Source organism: Kitasatospora sp. NPDC058162, assembly GCF_042884005.1.
Classification (GTDB): Bacteria; Actinomycetota; Actinomycetes; order Streptomycetales; family Streptomycetaceae; genus Kitasatospora.
This window is the reverse complement of record NZ_JBHVUS010000007.1, coordinates 391,079-413,254: the sequence shown is the minus strand read 5'-3', so window position 1 is coordinate 413,254 and position 22,176 is coordinate 391,079. Positions and strand designations below refer to the sequence as shown.

Annotated in this window: 22 protein-coding genes; 19 read left to right on the top strand and 3 right to left on the bottom strand. The window is 69.8% G+C overall.

The window, feature by feature from the left end; genetic code table 11:
* The 7 genes from ACFVXG_RS17545 to ACFVXG_RS17515 form a co-directional block, all read left to right on the top strand.
* Positions 1–458 (top strand): ATP-binding protein (locus ACFVXG_RS17545; RefSeq protein WP_387928413.1); only part of this gene is annotated, 458 nt, incomplete at its 5' end.
* A 148-nt stretch (positions 459–606) separates the two neighbouring features.
* Positions 607–1,077 carry a hypothetical protein gene (locus tag ACFVXG_RS17540; protein ID WP_387928411.1) on the top strand — a complete coding sequence of 157 codons (471 nt, stop codon included), beginning with the start codon at positions 607–609 and terminating at the stop codon, positions 1,075–1,077.
* A complete protein-coding gene (locus ACFVXG_RS17535) occupies positions 1,074–1,388 on the top strand; it encodes a hypothetical protein (RefSeq protein WP_387928410.1) in 315 nt (104 codons plus the stop codon). The genes ACFVXG_RS17540 and ACFVXG_RS17535 overlap by 4 nt, the downstream gene beginning before the upstream one ends.
* The gene (locus ACFVXG_RS17530; protein WP_387928408.1) at positions 1,385–1,672 is read left to right on the top strand and encodes a hypothetical protein; all 288 of its coding nucleotides are present in this window, start codon (positions 1,385–1,387) and stop codon (positions 1,670–1,672) included. The genes ACFVXG_RS17535 and ACFVXG_RS17530 overlap by 4 nt, the downstream gene beginning before the upstream one ends.
* A 162-nt stretch (positions 1,673–1,834) precedes the next feature.
* Positions 1,835–2,128 (top strand): hypothetical protein, encoded by a 294-nt coding sequence (locus ACFVXG_RS17525; protein ID WP_387928407.1) that lies wholly within the window; start codon positions 1,835–1,837, stop codon positions 2,126–2,128.
* Positions 2,129–2,247: 119 nt separating this feature from the next.
* On the top strand, positions 2,248–2,676 hold the full coding sequence (locus tag ACFVXG_RS17520) for a hypothetical protein (protein ID WP_387928405.1): 429 nt from the start codon (positions 2,248–2,250) through the stop codon (positions 2,674–2,676).
* A 422-nt stretch (positions 2,677–3,098) separates the two neighbouring features.
* Positions 3,099–5,165 (top strand): tetratricopeptide repeat protein, encoded by a 2,067-nt coding sequence (locus ACFVXG_RS17515; protein WP_387928403.1) that lies wholly within the window; start codon positions 3,099–3,101, stop codon positions 5,163–5,165.
* Between the two features lie 538 nt (positions 5,166–5,703).
* Here the strand turns inward: ACFVXG_RS17515 and ACFVXG_RS17510 are convergent.
* Positions 5,704–6,489, bottom strand: coding sequence for a GntR family transcriptional regulator (locus tag ACFVXG_RS17510; RefSeq protein WP_387928401.1), 786 nt, complete (start codon positions 6,487–6,489; stop codon positions 5,704–5,706).
* A 254-nt stretch (positions 6,490–6,743) separates the two neighbouring features.
* On the opposite strand from ACFVXG_RS17510, the gene ACFVXG_RS17505 reads away from it, so the two are divergent.
* The 6 genes from ACFVXG_RS17505 (at position 6,744) to ACFVXG_RS17480 (ending at position 10,499) form a co-directional block, all read left to right on the top strand.
* On the top strand, positions 6,744–7,097 hold the full coding sequence (locus tag ACFVXG_RS17505) for a hypothetical protein (protein ID WP_387928399.1): 354 nt from the start codon (positions 6,744–6,746) through the stop codon (positions 7,095–7,097).
* A complete protein-coding gene (locus tag ACFVXG_RS17500; protein WP_359819935.1) occupies positions 7,097–7,303 on the top strand; it encodes a hypothetical protein in 207 nt (68 codons plus the stop codon). The genes ACFVXG_RS17505 and ACFVXG_RS17500 overlap by 1 nt, the downstream gene beginning before the upstream one ends.
* Positions 7,300–8,607, top strand: coding sequence for an FtsK/SpoIIIE domain-containing protein (locus tag ACFVXG_RS17495; protein ID WP_387928397.1), 1,308 nt, complete (start codon positions 7,300–7,302; stop codon positions 8,605–8,607). The genes ACFVXG_RS17500 and ACFVXG_RS17495 overlap by 4 nt, the downstream gene beginning before the upstream one ends.
* Entirely contained in the window at positions 8,607–8,798 is a 192-nt protein-coding gene (locus tag ACFVXG_RS17490) for a hypothetical protein (RefSeq protein ID WP_387928395.1), read from the top strand. The genes ACFVXG_RS17495 and ACFVXG_RS17490 overlap by 1 nt, the downstream gene beginning before the upstream one ends.
* 127 nt (positions 8,799–8,925) lie before the next feature.
* Complete coding sequence (locus ACFVXG_RS17485; RefSeq protein WP_387928393.1) at positions 8,926–10,341, top strand: replication initiator; 1,416 nt, start codon at positions 8,926–8,928, stop codon at positions 10,339–10,341.
* Entirely contained in the window at positions 10,338–10,499 is a 162-nt protein-coding gene (locus tag ACFVXG_RS17480) for a hypothetical protein (RefSeq protein ID WP_387928392.1), read from the top strand. The genes ACFVXG_RS17485 and ACFVXG_RS17480 overlap by 4 nt, the downstream gene beginning before the upstream one ends.
* Before the next feature lie 40 nt (positions 10,500–10,539).
* Here the strand turns inward: ACFVXG_RS17480 and ACFVXG_RS17475 are convergent, their stop codons facing one another.
* Entirely contained in the window at positions 10,540–12,153 is a 1,614-nt protein-coding gene (locus tag ACFVXG_RS17475) for a recombinase family protein (RefSeq protein WP_387928391.1), read from the bottom strand.
* 339 nt (positions 12,154–12,492) lie between these two features.
* On the opposite strand from ACFVXG_RS17475, the gene ACFVXG_RS17470 reads away from it, so the two are divergent.
* The 5 genes from ACFVXG_RS17470 to obgE all read left to right on the top strand — a co-directional run bounded on the left by ACFVXG_RS17470 (position 12,493) and on the right by obgE (position 19,705).
* Complete coding sequence (locus ACFVXG_RS17470; protein WP_387928389.1) at positions 12,493–13,254, top strand: TIGR03936 family radical SAM-associated protein; 762 nt, start codon at positions 12,493–12,495, stop codon at positions 13,252–13,254.
* Between the two features lie 435 nt (positions 13,255–13,689).
* Positions 13,690–17,289, top strand: a complete 3,600-nt coding sequence (locus ACFVXG_RS17465; protein WP_387928387.1) for a ribonuclease E/G — start codon at positions 13,690–13,692, stop codon at positions 17,287–17,289.
* A gap of 231 nt (positions 17,290–17,520) precedes the next feature.
* Positions 17,521–17,838: a 50S ribosomal protein L21 gene (gene rplU, locus ACFVXG_RS17460; protein WP_030233759.1), complete on the top strand. Its 318-nt coding sequence runs from the start codon at positions 17,521–17,523 to the stop codon at positions 17,836–17,838.
* A gap of 14 nt (positions 17,839–17,852) precedes the next feature.
* Positions 17,853–18,110: a 50S ribosomal protein L27 gene (rpmA, locus tag ACFVXG_RS17455; RefSeq protein ID WP_030058248.1), complete on the top strand. Its 258-nt coding sequence runs from the start codon at positions 17,853–17,855 to the stop codon at positions 18,108–18,110.
* A 116-nt stretch (positions 18,111–18,226) separates the two neighbouring features.
* Positions 18,227–19,705 carry a GTPase ObgE gene (obgE, locus tag ACFVXG_RS17450; RefSeq protein WP_387928385.1) on the top strand — a complete coding sequence of 493 codons (1,479 nt, stop codon included), beginning with the start codon at positions 18,227–18,229 and terminating at the stop codon, positions 19,703–19,705.
* A gap of 82 nt (positions 19,706–19,787) precedes the next feature.
* Here obgE and ACFVXG_RS17445 read toward each other — a convergent pair whose 3' ends face one another.
* Positions 19,788–20,588, bottom strand: coding sequence for a hypothetical protein (locus ACFVXG_RS17445; protein WP_387928384.1), 801 nt, complete (start codon positions 20,586–20,588; stop codon positions 19,788–19,790).
* A gap of 302 nt (positions 20,589–20,890) precedes the next feature.
* On the opposite strand from ACFVXG_RS17445, the gene proB reads away from it, so the two are divergent.
* Positions 20,891–22,027, top strand: coding sequence for a glutamate 5-kinase (gene proB, locus ACFVXG_RS17440; protein ID WP_387928382.1), 1,137 nt, complete (start codon positions 20,891–20,893; stop codon positions 22,025–22,027).
* Positions 22,028–22,176: the final 149 nt, after the last annotated feature.

The following is a 22,176-nucleotide window of genomic DNA, read 5'->3' as shown; positions in this document are numbered from 1 at the left end:
GCTTGGGAGAACCCCAGGGCACTGCTGAGTCGCCTGAGGCGGACGGCGGGATAGCCGCGTTCGAGGTGAGGCTCACCCGTCACCGAAGGTCCGCCGGCGTGGCCCGGCTGCACCTTCGCACCTTCCTGGCCAGTGTGCCGGGCGGGGGTGTCCTCGCGCACGACGCCGCGGTGGTGCTCGACGAGTTGGTGAGCAACGCGGTGAAGCACGCCAGGGTGCCCAAGGGACGGCGGATCTACGTCCGCTTCGAGATGGTGGTCGATCACCTTCGGTTGGAGGTGCACGACGCGAGCAGCGAGAAGCCGGTGATCCGGCGGTCCGCTGGCCTGGACGCCGAGTCGGGGCGGGGGCTGTGCCTGGTGGAAGCCCTGTCCGTGGAGTGGGGCTTCGTGCCTCGCCCGGAAGGTTTCGGGAAGATCGTTTGGGCGCTTGTGGGCCCGGGAGGCGGTGCGTCGTGAGCAAGCGGGCGCCCGGGTCGACGGAGACCCGGTGTTTCTACTGCGGTGCGGGGCTGCTGAGGGCGGTGACCCGGGTCATCGTGGTGAACGGCCGGACGGTTCGTGTCCACGCGTGGCACCCGCGCCGTGCGGGGGAGGTGTCCGGGTGATGGGGCTTCCCGTGGATGCGGGCACGGGCGCTCCTGCGCGCCCCGCCGACCGGTTTCCGCACATCGCCCTCAGCTTGGGGCAATGGCGGGTCGATGAGGCCTACTGGGCCGTGGAGCGGGTGCGCACCGGGGTGCCCCTGGCGGAGATGGACCACGCCGAGTTGCTGTCCACGGCCGAGAGCGCGTTGAAGCACGCGGAGTCGCTGGTCTTGCTGCTGGAGGCGGTGGAGCTCGCGATCCCCATTGATTGGCCGAAGACCCTCGACCGGGTGATCACCCCGATTCGCGAGTACTTGAAGTGGACGTTGGACGCGCACAGGCCGTACGCGGGCTCGGCGGAGTACGTCGGAGAGGTGAAGCGGGTCGGCGGCTGGCCCTCGGTCCGGGTGCGCGTGGAACTGGAAGTCGTGGAAGGGGCGCCGAACGGATCGGCGACCAAGCGCAACGCACGGAGGAGGGAGAAGGCATGACCGATACCGTGCACACGACCTCGGCGGGCACGCCGTACCCGTTCCCGGTGATCGTGGAAGTCCGAGGCGTGACGGCGCCCGCGCGCTTCAACAGGCTGCCGGACGCGATGGCCGCGCTGCTGGCCACGTTGGGCGCCTTGCCGCTCAGCCCCGACCAGCACGGCTACTTCGCCGAGTTGTTCGGACCGTCGGCGGTGCCGTCGGTGGGGCACCGGCTCGCGACGCACGGGGAGGTGCGGGCCCTGGCCTTCCTCGACCTGACGCCGACCGTGGTCCGCCTCTATCCCGCGGGCCCCGGGGCGCCGCAGTGATCCGGCGGCTGAGGGCCTGGCGGGACCACGTCTCGACCTGGTGGCTGCTGGACGGCCAGTTCTCCTGGCCGGTGCGCGCCGTCTCGCCGGGGCGTCGAACCGCACACCGTGACGTGATGGCGTGGTGCGACGAACCGGGTTACGCCGCGAGGCAGCGAGCGCAGCTGATGCGCCGTATCTGGCGCGAGGAGAGCGGAGTTGAGGACCCGCTGGCCGGTCTGAGCGAGGCGGAACTGTTCAGCCGGATCTTCGGCAGGGAGGAGCCGACGCGCGACCGCGCGTGACCTGATCAGGGACAACAGAAGACGTGCCGGACCACCCCGAGACCTTGGCGGGAACAGGGGTGGTCCGGTGGGTCGGAACCCGGTGCCGATGGTATCGGGCTCCTCGGCATGTCTGTGCACGGATGGCCGGCTCGGTTCTTGACCAGGGGAGTTGAAGGACAGTTGGACGAGGACGACGACTTCGGTGCGGAGTTGGCGGCGAGCCTCGACCCGGACTCGTGGGTGTGGCTGCCAGGCGTCGACTACGTCGCCGGCTGGCGAGTCGCGAGACGGACGGCGGACGAGGTGAACTCCCTCCTGGCGGCGTGCGGTGTGGACCGCTCGCAACTTCGGGCGATCGCCGACACCGATGCTCAGGGCGGGGCGCTGGTCCGCCTTGAGGGCGTTCCAGAAGGGTGGACGAGTCTCACGGGACTCCTCTGCCTAGCATCCAGCATTCGAGATCGCTTGGCCTGACGGTGGCGCAGACATCTCGTCGCATGGACGTCCCGGCTTGGACATGTCCAAGCGCACCACTCCTGGGCGTTCTTGCCTCTAGGCTGTAACTCGTTACACGACCAGGGAGGGAGCGTGCGGTGAGTACCGAGATCGCGGAGTTGGTGACGCAGGCGGGTCCATACGTCACTGCAGCCCTGAGTGCGTACGGCGGATCGGTGCTCACACGGGCCGAAGGCGCGGCAGTAGACGCTACAGCCAACTTTGGACGTCGGATCTTGCAGTCTATTTGGCGGCGGAGTAGCGCCACCAGCCAGGCTGCATTCGAGGTTGCTCTTGAGGATGCAGCGAACGATAGCGAGGAGTCTGATGCTGTTGCTGCTCTTCGCCATCAGATCAAGCGAGCGCTCCGTGAGGATGAAACCCTGAGGGCAGAAATCGCGAGCTTGTTGGCAGATCCCATGCGCCCAATTTTCAGCTCGGCTTCAGTAGAACAGAATGCAGTTGCGCGTGACCATGGGGTGATATTCCAGCAAGGGTCGGGAACCCAGATCTACGGATCAAAGTGAGCGACGATTACCGGGAGGAGCGCCCGGCACAGCATGCTTCCGCTCACGATCACGGCGCCGCATTTCAACAGAGCCATGGCGTTCAGATCTATTTTGCGAGCCGTGATCAAGAACCGAATACTGGCATAGTTGATGCTGCCAGGGGCACGGCGCTCTCAAGTCTCCCAAGAGTAAGAGATTGCAGCGACCCCATCGCCTGGGGTGTGCACCCCGCACCTAGCCTAAATGGAGACCGGGTTCCCCCGTATGTCGAGCGAGATATAGATTTCGATCTGGCATCACTCCTGCGCCCCGGATCATTTGTTTTGCTTACCGGCGATTCAACGGCCGGTAAGTCGCGCTGTGCCTACGAGGCGCTAGTATCAAGGTTTGGGGATCGCTTTCTATATCGCCCACAGGATGGCGGCGATCTCGCACGCGGTATGGCACATCTCGAAAAAGGGAATCTGACCATCTGGCTTGATGATCTAGAAAGATTCCTCTCACCCCCTGCTGTTACTGGCGAAATGATCGATGCGGCACTTCAAGCGGGCGCTGTAGTAATTGGCACTATACGCGCCGAACAGCTCTCTCTGGTTTCGCCTCGGATGATGCCAGGTCAAAATAGCCAGCTCCAAGCGTCTCTCAGGAACTCCCGTGGCGTAATCTCCAGATCGCACGTCATTTATTTGGATCGAAGGTGGAGCGAGCAGGAGATTTCGAGAGTGAGAGGGGTCGATGACCCTCGACTCAAGGACGCGGTGCGGCATAGCAGCGAAGTCGGCATCGCTGAATATCTAGCCGCAGGCCCTCAGCTGATGCTTGACTGGAGATCTGCTTGGGCCCCGGGCCTGAACCCCCGTGGCGCTTCCCTCGTTGCGGCAGCAGTGGATTTCAGGAGGATTGGAATTGGATGGCCAATTCCTCGTCAAGTTCTGCTGGGAATTCACGACGAATATCTCAAGCAGCGCGGAGGTGCCAGACTTAGGCCCGAGTCGACTCAAGACGCATTTCACTGGGCGACCCAACCGCTGCACGCTACCAGCAGCCTCCTGATCCCAGACGGCGATGATGCGTACGTGGCGTTTGATTATCTTCCAGATGCAATTTCACGTGAACATAATTCTCCTCGTCCGCCAGATTTTATCTGGGAGTATGCCATAGAGACGCTCCCTCCAAAAGCTCTTCACTTTATCGGCCATAAAGCCGAGGAGTTTGGGCGGGTTGAAATTGCCGAAAGAGCTTACGCTCTGAGTGCAGATGCGGGGATGGGTGAAGGGTCGTTCCATCTCGGGTACTTTGCGACACAGCGAGGCGAGCCAGAAGAAGCAGAGTATTGGTTCCGTAGGGCAATATCTCAGGGGAATCTTCTTGCTCACGCCAACCTTGCAATCACACTTCAGCAAAACGGTCGGCCCACTGAGGCGCTAGAGATTCTTCGCACCGGGGCATCGAAGGGCGATCATGCCTCAGCACACCACCTAGCCAGCCTCTACGTAGAGGAAAAGAATTGGATTGCAGCCGAGGACTTCTTTGAAGGATTGTTGGAGACTCGGCCCTCCATGGCCAAGATGATACTTGGGCGGCTTAAGCTAGACCAGGGTAGCTATGACATGGCCTGGGATTGGCTCAACGCAGCCGTCCTCGATGGCAACAACGAGGCTTACTTCTACCTCGGCCGGCTTCACGAAGAGCGAGGTGACGTCGATTCTGCGGAAGAGTCTTATGAAATCGCAACCCTGCATGGATTTTCCCGGGCTCGAAATAATCTAGCAACGCTGCTTTACCGAGCGAGGCGCCTTGAGGATGCAGAGCGCATTCTTCGCGCGGTTTCTCAGAAGGATAGTCGGGCTGCATTTAATCTCGCCATTATTCTCGGGGAGACTGGGCGGGAGAGTGAAGCAGAGGATTTCTATAGAAGTTGCATCGAGTCGGGCTCAATTTCCGCCAAGACAAACCTCGCCGTCCTGATTTCCCGGCAAGGCAGGGAATCGGAAGCGATGATTCTCCTGCGCGAGGCTGCATCCGCTGGAGACTCCCATGCGATGTATGCCCTGGCAGGAAGGTTCCGAAGGGCCCGGAATACCCGAGAGGCGCTTTCTTGGTGCAATAAAGCAATCGAGGCTGGCAGCGTCGACTCATACTCTGAGATGGGGCTCATCCAGGAGTCGATGGGGAATGCAAAAGCTGCTAGGTTCTGGTACAGGCGCGGCGTGGAACTTGGTGATATGGCCGCTGCAGTCTGCTTGGGCTACCTTATGGAGCGCTCGGGTAAACATAAAGAGGCCATTCGCCTGTACGAGCGGGCGGCAGAAGGTGGAAGCTCGCACGCCTATTTCCATATCGGTAAACTCCATGTCCGTAGGAGGAATTTGAACCGCGCGGTGCCCGCTCTTGAGTCCGCCCTTGACCAGGGGGAGGATGTTGCCGAATTGCTTATGAGCATTTATGATGCTCTCGGTGAACACGAGAAGCGTAATAGGTTGGCCGCTAAAGGTGGCAATTCCTAGTCAAGGGTGGAGATTTTTCTAACTGGCGCCCCTGGGTTCTTTTCCTCAGGAACGGGTAGGTGGCGTGGTTCCAGTGGCTGACTGGCCAGGTGTCTGGCAGGCGCTGAAGCCGACTCACTGTGCCAGGTAATGAATATGAGGGCGGTGGAGCGGTTTTGGCCGGTGTCCTGCCTGGATTGGGGTCGGGCATGATCGGGGGGCCGTAAGCTGCTGCGACTCGGTCAGGGCTTTTGGGCCTGACCGCGGTTTGGCCGAGTGGCCCCCCGGTCTTGCTCGACGCGGGTCCCGGTCCGGGGAGGTGGGTAAAACCGCGGAGCCGCCCGGCCTCAGCCACGACGGGTACTGACCTCGGTGCTCTCTGGGGCGCACGTTTCGGTGGGCGCGGCCGGCCGCCGCCGGCGCGGGGCGGAGACAGGAGCGGCGGCGAGCGGCAGGGCCGCGCGCTGGCGCGCTGTGCGCGCCCTTGAGTAAGTGAAGAAGAGTTGCGACAGCCCCCGCGCCCGGTGTGGACGTGGGGGCTGGGGCGTGTTCGGGGTGGTTAGCGGGAGGCCTTGGCGGGGCGGGGTGCGCGCTTGGGTTTGTGGGCGTCGATGGCGTAGGTGAGGGCGGTGCTTTCGGCGCCGAGGCGGGTCTCCTCCAGGATGAGGGGGAGGCCGGTGGCCTGGTCGCAGGTGATGCGGTGGGCGATCAGGAGGACCGCAGCTTCGGAGAGTTGGAGAGCCTCGCGCTCGTCAGGCTGGGGGATTCGGGCGCTGACCCGCTCGTACCAGGTGAGGCTGTGGCCGGCGGCCAGCATCGCGTAGGCCTCGGCCGGGGTGGCGGTGGGCTGCTGGGCGAGCGGGGTGGCCTCGATGCGTTCCATGGGGAGCAGGAGGCGGTGAAGGGCGCGGCCGTCGCCGGCGGGGTCGGCGAGGAGGCGGTCACAGCCGAGCATCAGCTCGTCCTGGTCCATCTCCAGCAGCGGCGCGGTGATGGCGTCGGTACGGGTCCGGTAGACCGCGGGCTCCTCGGCGTGGTCGAACCAGGCGTCGATGGGCGTTGAGAAGGTGTTGCCCTGGGTGGCGATGGTTCGGTCCAGGCTGGCGCTCGGGCCGTGGACGGTGGCGCGGACGAAGGTGCCGCGGCCTTGCTTCACGTCCAACTGGCCCTCGCTGCGCAGGGCTGCGACGGCGAGCCTGACGGTGGGTCGGGAGACGCCGTAGGTCTCGGCGAGATCGGTTTCGGTGGGCAGCTGTGTGCCGGGGGGCCACTCGCCGGTGGCGATGGACTGTCGCATCGCCGCCGCCACCTGCTTGTGCAGTGCCTCGTTCCGAATGATCGCCATGGTGTTGACCCCTTGGTGCGGACGCCGGGGGACGGGCCCGCTTCGCGTGTGTCGTGTCGTCTTCGAGGGTTCGTGTGTGGCCGTTTGCCCTGGTCGGGCGGCATCTCTAGGTCTGTCATCAGTCGCTAGCCGTTAAACGTAAGCATGAATCGCTTGCGTCGGGGCGTCAAGGAGGAGCATCATCGAGGCGCCAAAGGTAAGTACGTTTGACGACTTACGTCATGCGGCCTCTGGCGTCGGAGGAGTGTGCACTCATGCAGTCCATTCCCGTGGACGGAACCCGGCTCGGCACGATGACCTGCATCGTTGCCCCCGAAGTTCGGATCGCGAACCGCGAAACCGGGGAGGTGCGGAAGGACCGGGAGGGGCAGACGGTCTACACGGTCGGCGTCGCGGTCCGGCAGGACGGCCGGCGGGCCTCGATCATTGAGATCAGCGTGTCGGGCGAACCGGTCGGCGTGGTGGAGGGCGTGCGGGTGCACGTCACCGGCCTGACCGCTTTCTCCTGGGCGATGGGGGACCGGCACGGCCTGTCCTTCCGGGCTGACGCCATCACCCCGGTTCCGGTCGGCGCCCCGGCGGCCTCGCGCAAGGGCGGCGACGCCTGATGAGCGGCGCGACCCGCGTGCGCCTGCGCGGTCTGCTGCGCGAACTCGGGGAGCTGGCCGAAGAGGTCGACCCGTTTGGCCGGGACGACGACGGTGCCCAGCTGTTCGACCACATCGCCGTCGTCGCCAGCAAGGCCGCCGGCCAGGCCCGCGACCTGGAGACCGAAGCCCACAACACGGCGATGGAGAACGGGGGACGGCCGTGATCGTCCTCCAGCTGCTGTGGGTCGTGATGCTGGCGGCGGTGCTGATCGGGCTCAGCATGGCCCCGGTGCTGCGGCGCAGCTACCCCTATCTCTGGTGGTACCTGCTCGGCTACCCGGCTGCGGTGATCCGAGTCCGCATGACGTGGCGGCGTCTGACCACGAACCTCGGCCTCGCCGTAGCCAAGCGTCCTGGGCGGGCCCGAGTCGGGGACTTGATGGTCCGCGGGGATCCGCTGCGGCCGACTCCGCCCCGTCTGGGCGTGGCGAAGTACCGGCGTGGCGGCGTCGACGTGAGGGTGCGGCTTCACCCCGGGCAGGTGCCCGAGCACTTTGCCGAAGCCCTGGACGCGTTCACCCATGCCTGGCGGGTTCACTCGGTGCGGCTGGCCCTGAACGAGCGAGGGTTCGTCACCCTCTCGGCACTCGCCTGGGATCCCCTGATCGCGCCCGTGGCGCCGTACCGCTTGAAGGAACGGCTGTTGCGGGCGGTGGTCGGGCTGCTGGAGGACGGCCGGGCCTGGACGATCGACCTGTGGCGGGCGCCGCACTGGCTGATCGTCGGTGCGACCCGCTCCGGGAAGTCCACCCTCATCGCCGCGCTGGTGAAGGAACTCGCCCCGCAACGCGTCGCCCTGTTCGGCATCGACCTCAAGGGCGGCATGGAACTGTCCCTCTTCGAGGACCGGCTGTCGGCCCTGGCGGCCACCCGGGCGGAAGCCGCCCATCTGCTCGCCGAGTTGGTCGCGGAGACCGAGGCGCGGATGCAGCTGTGCCGTTCGGTCGGGGCCCGTTCCGTCTGGGATCTGCCGCCGAAGCTCCGCAAGATGCCCGTCGTCGTCATCGTGGACGAGGTCGCGGAGCTGTACCTGGTGGCGACCAGGGACGACAAGGCCGAGGTGGGGGAGATCTCCACCAACCTGCTCCGCCTCGCCCAGCTCGGCGCCGCTCTGGGCGTCCACCTGGTGGTCGCGGGCCAACGGGTCGGCTCGGACCTCGGGCCCGGGGTGACTGCCTTGCGGGCGCAGTTGGCCGGCCGGGTCTGCCACCGGGTGAACGATGCCGGGACGGCGGAGATGGCGCTCGGCGATCTCGACAAGGACGCCCTGGCTGCCGCACAGCAGATCACCGCGGCTGAGCAGGGCGTCGCCATCACAGTTGGTGCCGATGGCCGGTGGATCCGCGCCCGGTCCGTCCACGTCACCCCCGAGCAGGCCCGCCGTGCCGCGCGGAAGTACGCCCGGCTGGCTCCGTCCTGGCCCGGCCTCCACGCGGCGGACGAGCCGAACGAAGGGGTCTACGTCTGATGGGCGCCGCTCTCATCCTGGCCGCCGTCTTGGCCCTCGTCACCTACCTGCTGGTCCGCTCCGGCGAACTCAAGATCTGGCACGTCCTCCTCGTCGGCGTCCTCGGGATCTACCTCGACCGCATCGGCTGGGCTGACCCCGTCGTCTACGCCGTGACCTGGCTCGTCCAAGGCCTCACCCACACCACCTGAGAAGCGTGATCACCGTGCCAACCCGACCAGCCACCCAGCCCGCCCACCCCACCGCCACCCCCGGCCGCGCCAGCGCATGCCTGGTCCGGCCGGGGCCCGGCGAACCCTGGCCCTGGAGGCACCCGCCATGACCGCCAGCACCAACCCGTACACCGACCCCACCGCACGCCGCGCCTTCCTCGACCGGGAGGCGCGGCTGCGCCAACTGCCGCCGACAGAGCGTGATTTCGTCCGTCTCGGCGAGATGCCGGACCTGAGTCGCTGGCTGGAGCAGATCCGCGCCACCGGTGGTTGTGCCGAACCGGTCTACCTCGCCGGGCACACCGTCACGGTCGACCCCGATACCGGTGAGGTCCTGCGCCGCTACTCGACCGCTACCGAACCCGGTGGCCGGCTCGCCGTCCGCTGCCGCAACCGCCGGGCCTCCCGCTGCGCGCCCTGCTCCCGGGAGCACAGCGGCGACACCTTCCACCTGGTCCGCTCCGGCCTGGTCGGCGGCAAGGGCGTACCGGAGACGGTACGGACGCACCCGCGGCTGTTCGTCACCCTGACCGCGCCCTCGTTCGGGTCGGTCCACCGTGCGGGCGACTGCCACCCGGCTCGGCGTCGTCGGTGCGAGCACGGCGGCCGGCAAGGCTGTGGCCGCACCCACCTGGACGCTGACCCGCTCGTCGGGCAGCCGTTCTGCGCGGACTGCTACGACTACCCCGGCCACATCCTCTGGAACGCCATGGCCCCGACCCTGTGGAAGGCCTTCCGCGACAACCTGTACCACCACCTCGCGGGTCGGCTGGCTGTCCGACGGTCGGAGGTGCGCAAGCTGGTTCGGGTCTCCGCGGCCAAGGTCGCCGAGTACCAGAAGCGCGGCGCCGTCCACTTCCACGCCGTCGTCAGACTCGACGGACCGGATGGTCCGCCCCCGCCCGGGGTGACGGGGGACCTCCTCTTGGAGGCCGTCCGTACAGCGGCCGCCGCCGTGGCGCTCCCGGGACCTGACTCGGTGGCTTACAGCGGCGGACGACTCAGCTTCGGTAGGCAGCTGGACGTGCACGCCCTTATTAATGGGGGCGGCGGGCGCATCTCGGACGACGCGGTCGCCGCCTATGTCGCCAAGTACACGAGTAAGAGCGTGGAGGCCGCCGGGGCCGTCGACCGCCGCATCGAGTCCCTCGCGGAGATCCAGGCTCTGCGCGTCACCCCGCATGTCCGCACACTCATCACCACCGCCTGGCGCCTCGGCGGCTTACCCGAACTTCAACACCTGCGCCTTCGAGCCTGGGCCCACATGCTCGGGTACCGGGGGCACTGCCTGACCAAGACGCGGGACTACTCCACTACATACGGGCAGCTCAGAGCCGCCCGCGCCGAACACGCCCGCGGCCTGGACGTCGGCTGGGACGACGAGACCGTGGTCGAAGGTGCCTGGCGGTTCGTCGGAACCGGTCACACCCCGGCCGAAGCGCTCGTCGCTGCCGGCATCGCCGAGGATCTCGCCACCAATCGGGAGATCGTCCGCGCGGAGCAGGCAGGGGAGAGACCGTGACGGCCGAGCAAGCGGGGGCCGGAACAGCGGCGGGTCCGTGCGAGGCGGCACCGGCACCGTTACGACCGACGGTGCTCCGGGCCCTGGTCATCGAGAGCGAGATCGTCATTGTGGACGACGACGGGCACGAGGAGCCGTACGACTCGGCCAAGCACTGATGACCGGCAGCCCCCGCCGCGATGACGGGGGCTGCTGGCGTCAGAGCTTGCTCGCGAAGTCGTCCTCCTTGACGATCAGCCGGTCGCGGTAGTCCTTGGGGATCATGAGTCGCAGCTTGACCGCGGGAGCCCGCTGACCCTTGACCTTGGTCCGGGTGACTTCACAGCGGACGCCCACCCTCAGGAGATCCGCCGCCATGGCCTCGGTACCGCCGGCCTCCCACTGCTGGCGGAACGTCTTCCCGTTGGCCACGTTCACCCACCGGTCTTCGGTGGTCTCGGGGTCGATCTCCCCGAGTTCGGTGATCAGCTTGTCCAGCGTCTCCTCCGCCTGCTCGCGCGTGAACCGGGTTTTGGCGTACCGGCCGCCGGGCTCCAGTTCCTTCATGTAGTAGGCGATGGACTCCTCAAGTTGCGCCACGTGGGCGCGCGCCTCTGCACCTCGTGCGTACTCGCGCACCTGCACGGGTTCATCGCCGAGGACCGACAGCACGTCGAGGACGAGTTTGGCGTTGATCGCGTCGGGGTTGGTGGCGCCCAGGCCTCCGCCCTTGCAGCCCTGGCACCGCAGGTACTCGTACACCCGGTCCTTGACGCGGTTCCGTTGCTCCAGCATGTTCGTCCCGCAGTCGACGCAGACGAAGACTCCGAGAAACTTCGTGGCTCCGCCGGGCTGGCGCTGGGGCTGGTTCTTGCTGCGCTTGTCGAGATCCGCTTGGAGCTCGTGGAACTCATCGTCGGCGAAGACGGCCTCCGCGACCCTGATGGGCTTTCCGGCCTTGTCCAGGACGAGCTTGGACCGACGGGCGCCGCCCTTCTTCTCCTCTTCTACCCGGTAGCCCATCAAGGCGGGGTTGCGGAGCTGCCGGAGGAGGGTCGTGGCCGTGAGGCCGTCGCTGGCGAGACCCGCGCGCTTGAGCAGCTTGACCATGCGGGTAGCGGAGACGCCTCGACGGGCCATGCGTCGGCACCAGTGCAGGGCCTTGTGCGCGTCGGTCTCGATGACGAGGACGACGTTGCCGTTCTCGTCCTCGGCGGTCGTGTATCCGAAGGCGGGCTTGCCGACCAGCCAGGCGGACTGGGTCTTGGCGTAGTCCCAGAGGCTCGCGACCCGGGTGCTCGTGTTGGTGGCCTCGATCTCCGCGATGCCGCCGATCAGCGTCACCAGGATCTTGCCGACGACCGTGGTCAGGTCGATCGAGTCGTGCTTGGAGACCAGGTTCTTCCCGTACTTCAACGCCCAGTCGATCATCGTGTGCAGGTCGGACAGCCGGCGGATGAACCGGTCGAGCTTCCAGAACAGCAGCACGTCGAACTCCGGCGCCCGGTTGTTCAGCCAGTCGCCCAGCTGCTTCCGCTTCCACGGGGGCACCTTGGTGGCGGACACGTTCAGGTCGCTGGCGACGCCGATCACACGGCACCCCCGGTTCAGGGCCTCGCGGCGGAGGTCGAGCTCCTGGCGGACGGGGGAGGTGGTGTCCTCCGTCAGCACGGACAGCCGGACCGAGAGCAGGGCCCGGGGCGCGTCCGCCGGAAGGGCTGCCTCGGCTCTCATTAGGTCCTCCAGCAGTGCCAGATCCGCGGCGGTCCACTCGGCCTCGACCGTGTACGCCTTCTGCTGCGCGGCGCGTGCCGTACGGGTGCGCTTCGCCATGTCGGTGACCCCTTTCGACAGTTTTGGAGCTGCCTCCATTTAGCCGCAGATGGACACCCAGATCCAGATCGGCCCGACGGGCAAGAAGATGCTGCCGCTGACGGTCGTCAACAAGTAGGCGGCGCAGGCCGTTCGACCCCCGTCCGGAGTGTTCCGGGCGGGGTCGGTCGTGGGTGGCTGACCAGGGGCGGAGCGAAGGGGGCGGCGGGGCGCGTACCCTTTGGGGTGACAGAGTCCGGACAGTGGCGGGTTTGCGCCGCGCCGGACGGGGACAATTGACCAAAGGACTGAGCGACCCTGGCACGCCGTACGCCCGACGGTCCGCCGCCCGCGCCGACGGTGCAGCGGATTCGTCTCCGCTACACCAAGCGCGGCCGGCTCCGCTTCACCAGCCACCGTGACTTCCAGCGCGCCTTCGAGCGCGCCCTGCGCCGGTCCGCCGTTCCGATGGCCTACTCGGCAGGCTTCACCCCGCACCCCAAGGTGTCCTACGCGAACGCGGCCCCGACCGGGGTGGCGAGCGAGGCGGAGTACCTGGAGATCGGCCTGGCCGCCGTCCGCGACCCGGAGCAGTTGCGGGCGCAGTTGGACGAGTCGCTGCCGGACGGACTGGACGTGATCGACGCCGTCGAGGTGCGGACGTCGAACTTCGTGGAGCGCCTGGAGGCCTCCGAGTGGCTGGTGCGCCTGGACGGCGTCGTGCCGGCCGAGGCCGCCGAGGCGGTCCGCAGGTTCCTCGCCGAGGAGAAGGTCGAGGTCGAGCGCCGGACCAAGAACGGCGTGCGGGTCTTCGACGCGCGCGGTGCGGTGGCGGCGCTCGAGGTCGTCGAGCCGCAGGTCGACGGCGGTGCGGACACGGCGGTCGGAACCGACCGCGATGTTCGGACCGGCCGTGCCTGTGCGATACTGCGCCTGGTAGTACGACACGCCACACCCGCCGTACGACCCGACGACGTATTGTCCGGTCTCCGTGTGACGGCCGACCTGGCGCCGCCGGTCCCCGCAGAGGTGACCAGGCTGGCGCAGGGGCCGCTCGACGAGGAGTCCGGCACGGTGACCGACCCGCTGGCGCTCGACCGCGCCGCGGCCCCCGCCGGCTGAGAAACGGCCGGCGGGCCGCGCGCTACCGCGTCCGCCTAGTGGGCGGAGGCCGGGTCCAGTGCCTCACTGGACCCGACGGTCCTCCAGGGTTCCCGCGGCTCCCCAGGGGAGCGAGCGTCGTCGCAGCACAGGCCTGTTACCCGGGGCCCGCCGACCAGGACGGTCGGTGGGCCCGGGACCCCGTCCGGGAGCCACCCGGGGTTGGGGGACGGCTCAGCTTGGGAAAAACTCAGAAGACTGGTCAGACCAGAAGACTTTCGACACCCCGCGCAACGTGGGGCGCCGAGCGAGACTACGAGCCCCTGTGCGGCCTCGCGTCCGCGCGGCGGCACCGTCAAAGGGTCCGGCCCGAGCATCGTCGAGATGCCGGCCGCCCGCTGGTGCCGTGCCGTGCCCGGATGCGGAGCCCGGGGGCCTGACGGGAGATCCACCCGCATGCTCGATAACACCGATCCGCAGCAGTCTGCGGCCACGGAACAGAACGAATCCGCCGCGACCGGTGGCGAGGGCGCGTCCGCCGCGCCGCCGCGCCGTCGTCGCCGGGCGGTGTCCCGCCCGGCGGGCACCCCGCAGGGTGCGGCCGCCGAGACGGCCGAGACGGTCGTCCCGGTCGAGGCGACGGTCGTCCCGGCCGTTCCGGCCGAGGTGCCCGCCGAGGCGGCCCCGGCGGCCGAGAAGCCGGTCCGGGCCCGCCGGACCCGCAAGCGTGCCGAGGCTCCGGCCGGTGCTCCGGAGGAGACCGCCATCGTGGTCACCGCTCCGGAGGCCGAGGAGGCCAAGGCCGAGAAGAAGGCCACGGAGCCGAAGGCCGAGGAGAAGGCGGAGAAGCCCGTTCGGGCCCGTCGGACCCGCAAGAAGGCCGAGGCCCCGGTCGAGGAGCCGGTGGCCGAGGCCGCCGCCCCCGCCGAGACCCCCGCCCCGGTCGCCGAGCCGGTGGCCGAGGAGGCCCCGGCCGCTCCGGCCCGCCGCCCGCGCCGCCGTCGCGTGGTCGAGGCCGCGCCGGTGGTCGAGGCCCCGGTCGAGGAGCCGGTGGCCGAGGAGCCCGCCGAGGAGGAGGCCGTCGAGGCCGCCGCCGAGGCTCCGGCCGTCGCCGCCCCCGCCCCGGTCGCCGAGGCTCCGGCCGTCGCCGCCCCCGCCCCGGTCGCCGAGGCCGAGCCGCACCACCGGGTGCGCCGCCGCGCCGTCCGCCCGGCCACCGCGGTCTTCCAGGCCCCGGTGTTCCAGGAGCCCGCCCCCTACGTCGCGCCGACCACGCCGGCCGCGCCGCAGCAGCCCGCCGCCGCCCCGGCGCAGGTCGAGGCCCCGGCCCCGGCCCCGGCCGCGGCCGAGCGCACGGAGGAGGACGAGTTCGAGTACAGCGGCGTCGGCCGCCGTCGCCGGGTCCGCGCCCGGGTCGAGCCGGGCCGCCGCAAGCCGGCCGCCGAGGCGCCGGCCAAGGCGTCCGCGAAGGCGCCCGCCAAGGCCCCGGTGAAGGCCGCCCCCGTCGCCCCCGTCACCCCCGTCGCGGTTCCGGTCGTCGAGGAGCCCGTCGTGGAGGCCCCCGTCGCCGGCCCGGAGGCCGAGGACGAGTGGGAGGACGGCCGTCCGTCCCGCCGCCGCCGTCGGGGTGGCCGTCGCCGCCGCCGCGGTGAGGCCGAGGACTTCGAGGCCGTCGAGACCGAGCAGCCCGCCGCCGAGGAGCCGGTCCGGGCCGCCGCGGTCGTCGACGAGGAGGACGAGGACGAGGACGACGACCTGGCCGCCGGCCTGTCCTCGTCGCGCCGCCGTCGCCGTCGCCGCCGTCGCAGCGGTGAGGCCGGCGCCGTCGAGGCCGCCGAGACCACCGAGGACGGCGTCCGCACGGTGGTGAAGGTGCGCGAGCCGCGCCGCCGCTCCACCGAGCCGTCCTTCGACCCGGACGAGGTGCAGTCCATCAAGGGCTCGACCCGTCTGGAGGCGAAGAAGCAGCGCCGCCGCGAGGGCCGCGAGCTGGGCCGCCGCCGGGTGCCGATCATCACCGAGGCCGAGTTCCTGGCCCGCCGGGAGTCGGTCGAGCGCGTCATGGTGGTGCGCCAGAACGGCCAGCGCACCCAGATCGGCGTGCTGGAGGACGGCGTGCTCGTCGAGCACTACGTCAACAAGGAGCAGGCCACCTCGTACGTCGGCAACGTCTACCTGGGCAAGGTCCAGAACGTGCTGCCGTCCATGGAGGCCGCCTTCGTCGACATCGGCAAGGGCCGCAACGCGGTGCTGTACGCCGGTGAGGTCAACTTCGGCGCGCTGGGCCACGGCGGCCCGCGCCGGATCGAGTCGGTGCTCAAGTCCGGCCAGTCCGTGCTGGTGCAGGTCTCCAAGGACCCGATCGGCCACAAGGGCGCCCGCCTGACCAGCCAGATCTCGCTGCCCGGCCGCTACCTGGTCTACGTGCCCGAGGGCTCGATGACCGGCATCTCGCGCAAGCTGCCCGAGAACGAGCGCGCCCGCCTCAAGCAGATCCTCAAGAAGATCGTCCCGGACGACGCGGGCGTGATCGTGCGCACCGCCGCCGAGGGCGCCTCCGAGGAGGAGCTGACCCGCGACGTCCAGCGCCTCCAGCAGCAGTGGGAGGACATCCAGAAGAAGGCCGCGACCGGCAACGCCCCGGCGCTGCTGTACGGCGAGCCGGACATGACCGTCCGGGTCGTCCGCGACATCTTCAACGAGGACTTCACCAAGGTCATCGTCTCCGGCGACGAGGCGTGGAGCACCATCCACGACTACGTCTCCAACGTGGCCCCGGACCTCGCCGAGCGGCTCCAGCGGTGGACCTCCGAGGTGGACGTGTTCGCCACCTACCGGATCGACGAGCAGCTGATGAAGGCGCTGGACCGCAAGGTCTGGCTGCCCAGCGGCGGTTCGCTGGTGATCGACCGCACCGAGGCGATGGTCGTCATCGACGTCAACACCGGGAAGTTCGTCGGCCAGGGCGGCAACCTGGAGGAGACGGTCACCCGGAACAACATCGAGGCGGCCGAGGAGATCGTGCGCCAGCTGCGGCTGCGCGACCTCGGCGGCATCATCGTGATCGACTTCATCGACATGGTCCTGGAGTCCAACCGCGACCTGGTGCTGCGCCGCCTGCTGGAGTGCCTGGGCCGGGACCGGACCAAGCACCAGGTGGCCGAGGTCACCTCGCTGGGCCTGGTCCAGATGACCCGTAAGCGGGTCGGCCAGGGCCTGCTGGAGTCCTTCTCCGAGGCCTGCGTGCACTGCAACGGCCGCGGCGTGATCGTCCACATGGAGCAGCCGAGCGCCCACGTCCACGCCCCGGCGGCCGCCGCCGTCGAGGCGGGCAGCGGCAAGCGCCGTCGCCGGGGCAAGGGCGGCGCGGGCCATGAGGAGCCGCAGGCCGTCGAGGCCGGGTCGGTGGCCGAGGCCGTCGCCGAGGCGCTCCTGGAGCCGGCCGAGCCGGTGCGCGAGGAGATCGAGGGCCAGCTGGCCCTGGAGGTCCCGGGCGTCGAGCCGCTGACCGTCGAGGCCGTCGTCGAGGCCGTGGTGGTCGAGGCGCCGAAGGCCGTGGAGGCGCCGGTGGCCGAGGCCCCCGCCGCCGCTCCGGCCGGCCGTCCGCGCCGCCGCGCGGTGCGCAAGGCGACGGCTCCGGCCGGCGCCCCGCAGGCCGCCGAGATCGTGGTGCTGCAGGCGAAGGCCGACGCGGCCCTGGAGGCGGCCCTGGCGGCCGCCGCCCCGGCCGCCGAGACCGCCGCTCCGGTGGTGGTCGAGACCGTCGCCGAGGTGGCCCCCGAGGCCGTCGCGGAGGCCGTGGTCGTCGAGACCCCGGCCGCGGAGGCCGCCGAGGCTCCCGCCGACGAGGCCCCCGCCGCGGAGGAGGCGCCCGCCGAGGAGGCCCCGGCGCCGAAGAAGCGGGCCGCCCGCAAGACCACCACCGCGAAGAAGACCGCCGCCAAGAAGACGACGACGGCGGCCAAGAAGACCACCGCCCGCAAGACCGCGACCAAGCGGACGAGCGCGGCGGCCAAGAAGGCCGCGGCCGCCGAGGGTGATACGGCGGCCGAGTAGTGCCCACGCCGGGGGCGGGAGTCCTTCCCGCCCCCGGCCGTACGGGCCGGTTTGCCCCCTGGGCCGCCGGTCCGTATTCTTGACCTTCGGCGTGTCTACGCCGCGCTCCCGAGCACATCACCTTCCCGAGAGTCCCGCGCCCAGCGTGGAGTGAACGGGGAGAGGCTCCTGTGTCCGTACCCAGGTGGCTGGCGTCGGGAGTTCCGACCGAGTTGGGAAAGTAGGTACCGCATGTACGCGATCGTTCGCGCAGGCGGCCGCCAGCACAAGGTCGCCGTCGGCGACGTGCTGGAGATCGACCGTATCGAGGCCAAGCCGGGTGACTCGGTGGAGCTCTCGACCATCCTGGTCGTCGACGGTGACGCCGTCACCTCCGACCCGTGGGTCCTGGCCGGCGTGAAGGCTCACGCCGAGGTGGTCGACCAGACCAAGGGTGACAAGATCGTCATCCTGCGCTACAAGAACAAGACCGGCTACCGCCGTCGTCAGGGTCACCGTCAGAAGCACACCGCGGTGCGCATCACCAGCATCGACTCGGTCAGCAAGTAAGGGGATAGCGAAAAATGGCACACAAGAAGGGCGCAAGCTCTACTCGTAACGGCCGTGACTCGAACGCCCAGCGCCTCGGCGTGAAGCGCTTCGGTGGCCAGGTCGTCTCGGCCGGCGAGATCCTCGTCCGCCAGCGTGGCACCCACTTCCACCCGGGTGCCGGTGTCGGCCGCGGTGGCGACGACACCCTGTTCGCGCTGACCGCCGGTGCGGTCCAGTTCGGCAACCGTCGCGGCCGCAAGGTCGTCAACATCGTGGCCGTCGAGGCCTGAGTCCCAGCGGACTCCCGAGTCTGACAGGACTCACACTGAAGGGTGGGCCGGAATTCTCCGGTCCACCCTTCGCGCTTTACGCAGACAGAACCCTTTCCCGTACTGGAGGCACACCCATGACCACCTTCGTGGACCGCGTCGAACTTCACGTCGCCGCGGGTAACGGAGGCCACGGCTGCGCCTCCGTTCACCGTGAGAAGTTCAAGCCGCTCGGCGGCCCGGACGGCGGTAACGGCGGGGAGGGCGGCAGTGTGATCCTCACCGTGGACGCGCAGGTCACCACCCTGCTCGAGTACCACCACTCGCCCAAGCGCAAGGCCACCAACGGCAAGCCCGGCGCGGGCGGCCACCGCACCGGCGCCGACGGCGGGGACCTCGTCCTGTTCGTGCCGGACGGCACCGTGGTGCTGGACCGCAAGGGCAACGTGCTCGCCGACCTGGTCGGCCACGGCACCAGCTTCATCGCCGCCCAGGGCGGCCGCGGCGGCCTCGGCAACGCCGCGCTCGCCTCGTCCCGCCGCAAGGCGCCGGGCTTCGCGCTGCTCGGCGAGCCCGGCGACGCCCGCGACATCGTGATGGAGCTCAAGTCCGTCGCCGACGTGGCCCTGGTCGGCTACCCGAGCGCCGGCAAGTCCTCGCTGATCTCGGTGCTCTCCGCCGCCAAGCCGAAGATCGCGGACTACCCGTTCACCACCCTGATCCCCAACCTCGGCGTGGTCACCGCGGGCGACACCGTCTACACCATCGCCGACGTGCCCGGCCTGATCCCGGGCGCCAGCCAGGGCCGGGGCCTGGGCCTGGAGTTCCTGCGGCACGTCGAGCGCTGCTCGGTGCTGGTGCACGTGCTGGACTGCGCCACCCTGGAGCCCGGCCGCGACCCCCTGACCGACCTGGAGACCATCGAGTCCGAGCTCGCCGAGTACGGCGGTCTGGAGGACCGTCCGCGCCTGGTCGCGCTCAACAAGGTGGACGTCCCGGACGGCCAGGACATCGCGGACCTGACCCGCGCCTCGCTGGAGGAGCGCGGCTTCGAGGTGTTCGAGGTCTCCGCCGCCTCCCGCAAGGGCCTGCGCGAGCTGAGCTTCGCGCTGGCGAAGATCGTCGCCGAGGCGCGTGCCGCCAAGCCGGTCGAGGAGTCGACCCGGATCGTGCTGCGGCCCACGGCCGTCGACGACGAGGGCTTCACCATCGAGGAGGAGGACGGCGCCTACCGCATCCGCGGCGTCAAGCCGGAGCGCTGGGTCCGCCAGACCGACTTCACCAACGACGAGGCCGTCGGCTACCTGGCCGACCGGCTGGCCCGCCTCGGCATCGAGGACCGGCTGTGGAAGATCGGGGCGCACGAGGGCGACACCGTCATCATCGGCCCCGAGGAGAACGCCGTCGTCTTCGACTGGGAGCCGACCATGGCCGCCGGCGCCGAGATGCTCGGCCGCCGCGGTGAGGACCACCGCATGGACTCCCCGCGTCCGGCGGTCGACCGCCGTCGCGAGAAGCAGAAGGGCCGGGACGCGGCCGAGGCCGAGTTCCTCGCCTTCGAGGCGCTCTCCGGCGGCCGGCAGGCCGCCATCGAGGACGACGACGAGGACAACTGAGCCTGCTGACGTGAACGGCCCCGCCACCTTTCGAGGTGGCGGGGCCGTCCGTTCGTTCGGCTCGCGCCGAACTGGCGGATCGTCACTTCGTCCAGGCGGCCTGGACCTTGGTGATGTCGCTCGCGTCGCCGAAGCCGACCATCACCGGGGTGATCCCGGCCTGGAAGCTGACGATGGAGCAGCCCTTGAACGCGACGCCCTTGGTGGCGCCGGACCAGCTCGGGGTGTTGCACTTGGCGACCGGGGTCGACCCGACCGGGTCGGCGCCCATGGCGATGTTGCCCGAGGCGTCGTAGACCTTGAGCTTGGCGGCGGGGTCGCTGAAGGTCAGCTTGGTGTCGCTGAGGTTCGTCATGGTCCAGCTGACGTAGTACAGCGCGCGGCCGTCCAGGCCGGTGGTGCTGGCCTTGGCGTCCTGGAAGTCCTTGAGCGAGCCCGGCGCGATCCCGGTGACGGTCCACTGCAGCTTGGCGGTGGCGTTGGACGTCTTGTCGCTGAAGTCGATGCTGGCCGGCTGGCCGAACTTGACCGAGGTGCCGGCCTGCGGGAGCTTGCCGCCGGCGGCGCCGCCGCCCGACGCGCCGGCCGTACCGGCGCCGCCGGTGGCCGCTCCGCCGGCCGCCGCGCCACCCGTGGCGGCACCGCCCGAGGCGGCACCACCGGTGGCGGCACCTCCCGTGGCGGCGCCGGACGGGGCGGCGGTCGAACCGCCGGTCGCCGCGCCGCCGGTGGCCGCGCCGGTCTGTGCCGGGGCCGCTCCGGTGGCGCCGCCCGTGCCGGCCGGGTCCGAGTTGTCGGGGCCGCAGGCCGCGAGCGAGAGGGCGGTGGCCGCCGCGAGCGCGGCGACGGTGAGCTTCGTGGTGTACGAACGCATGGTGCGCATTTCTCCTGGGCGCGCGGTCGCGAACCGTTGCCGGCCTGCCCAGTGCGGCGCCGCCCCGTTCTGCAGGAAGGTCGAAGACGAGTGGGTACAGCGGGCAAGAAGCCGTCCCCCGATCTGGCTTTCGGTCAGGGACCATACCAGCCGTCCGGATTGGCGGCCGGGCTGTGGCGGGCCCGTGCGCAGGGCGGGTCCAGCCGGTGAAACACCCTGGGGACGACCTGCGCGGATCGCGTAGATTTCGGGCATGACGGCCGGGCCCGGTCCCGCCGCACCCGCACCACACCGGAAGGGCGTACAGCGAGATGAGCGAGGACTCACTGCGGGAGGAGGTGCTGACCGCACGGCGGATCGTGGTCAAGGTCGGCTCCTCCTCACTCACCACGGCGGCCGGCGGCCTGGACGCCGACCGGGTGGACGCCCTGGTGGACGCGCTCGCCAAGGTGCGCAGCCGCCCGGACGCGCCCGAGGTCGTGCTCGTCTCCTCCGGCGCCATCGCCGCCGGGCTCGCCCCGCTCGGCCTGGACAAGCGGCCCAAGGACCTGGCCCGGCAGCAGGCCGCCGCCAGCGTCGGCCAGGGCCTGCTGGTCGCGCGGTACACCGCCTCCTTCGCCCGGTACGGCATCCGGGTCGGCCAGGTGCTGCTCACCGCCGAGGACGCCAGCCGCCGCGCCCACTACCGCAACGCCTACCGGACGCTGGACCAGCTGCTGGCGATGGGCGCGATGCCGGTCGTCAACGAGAACGACACCGTCGCCACCGCCGAAATCAAGTTCGGGGACAACGACCGGCTGGCCGCGCTGGTCGCCCACCTGGTCCGGGCCGACCTGCTGGTGCTGCTCTCCGACGTGGACGGCCTCTACGACGGCGACCCGTCCCGGCCCGGCACCAGCCGGATCGCCGAGGTCGGCGGCCCGCACGACCTCGACGGCATCCAGATCGGCAGCGCCGGGAAGGCGGGCGTCGGCACCGGCGGCATGGTCACCAAGGTCGAGGCGGCCCGGATCGCCACCGGCGCGGGCATCCCGGTGGTGCTCACCGCGGCCAGCCACGCCGCCGACGCGCTGGCCGGGCGGCCCACCGGCACGCTCTTCCGGCGCACCGGCAGCCGCACCTCCGACCGGATGCTCTGGCTGGCCCACGCCAGCAGCCCGCGCGGCGCCCTGCACCTGGACGCGGGCGCGGTCGAGGCGGTCGTCTCCGGCGGCGCCTCGCTGCTGCCCGCCGGGGTGACCAAGGTCGACGGGGAGTTCGCCGCGGGTGATCCGGTGGACCTTCTTGGCGAAAACGGCCACATCGTGGCCCGCGGACTGGTCAACTTTGATGCGAGGGAGTTGCCCCGTCTGCTCGGCCGGTCCACCCGTGACCTGGCCCAGGAGTTCGGCGCCGGGTACGAGCGCGAGGTCGTCCACCGGGACGACCTGGTCGTTCTGCGCGGCTGACCGGCCGTTCGGCCGGCACGGCCGGACGGCGCAGCGCGGTCGGCGGGCCGCTCCGTACCGGGAGCGGTCCGGCCGCGGGCGAGGAGGGGCGCAGCCGTACCGGTCGGCCGAGGGTCGGCCGGGTCGGGGGGACGACACGAGATCGCCGA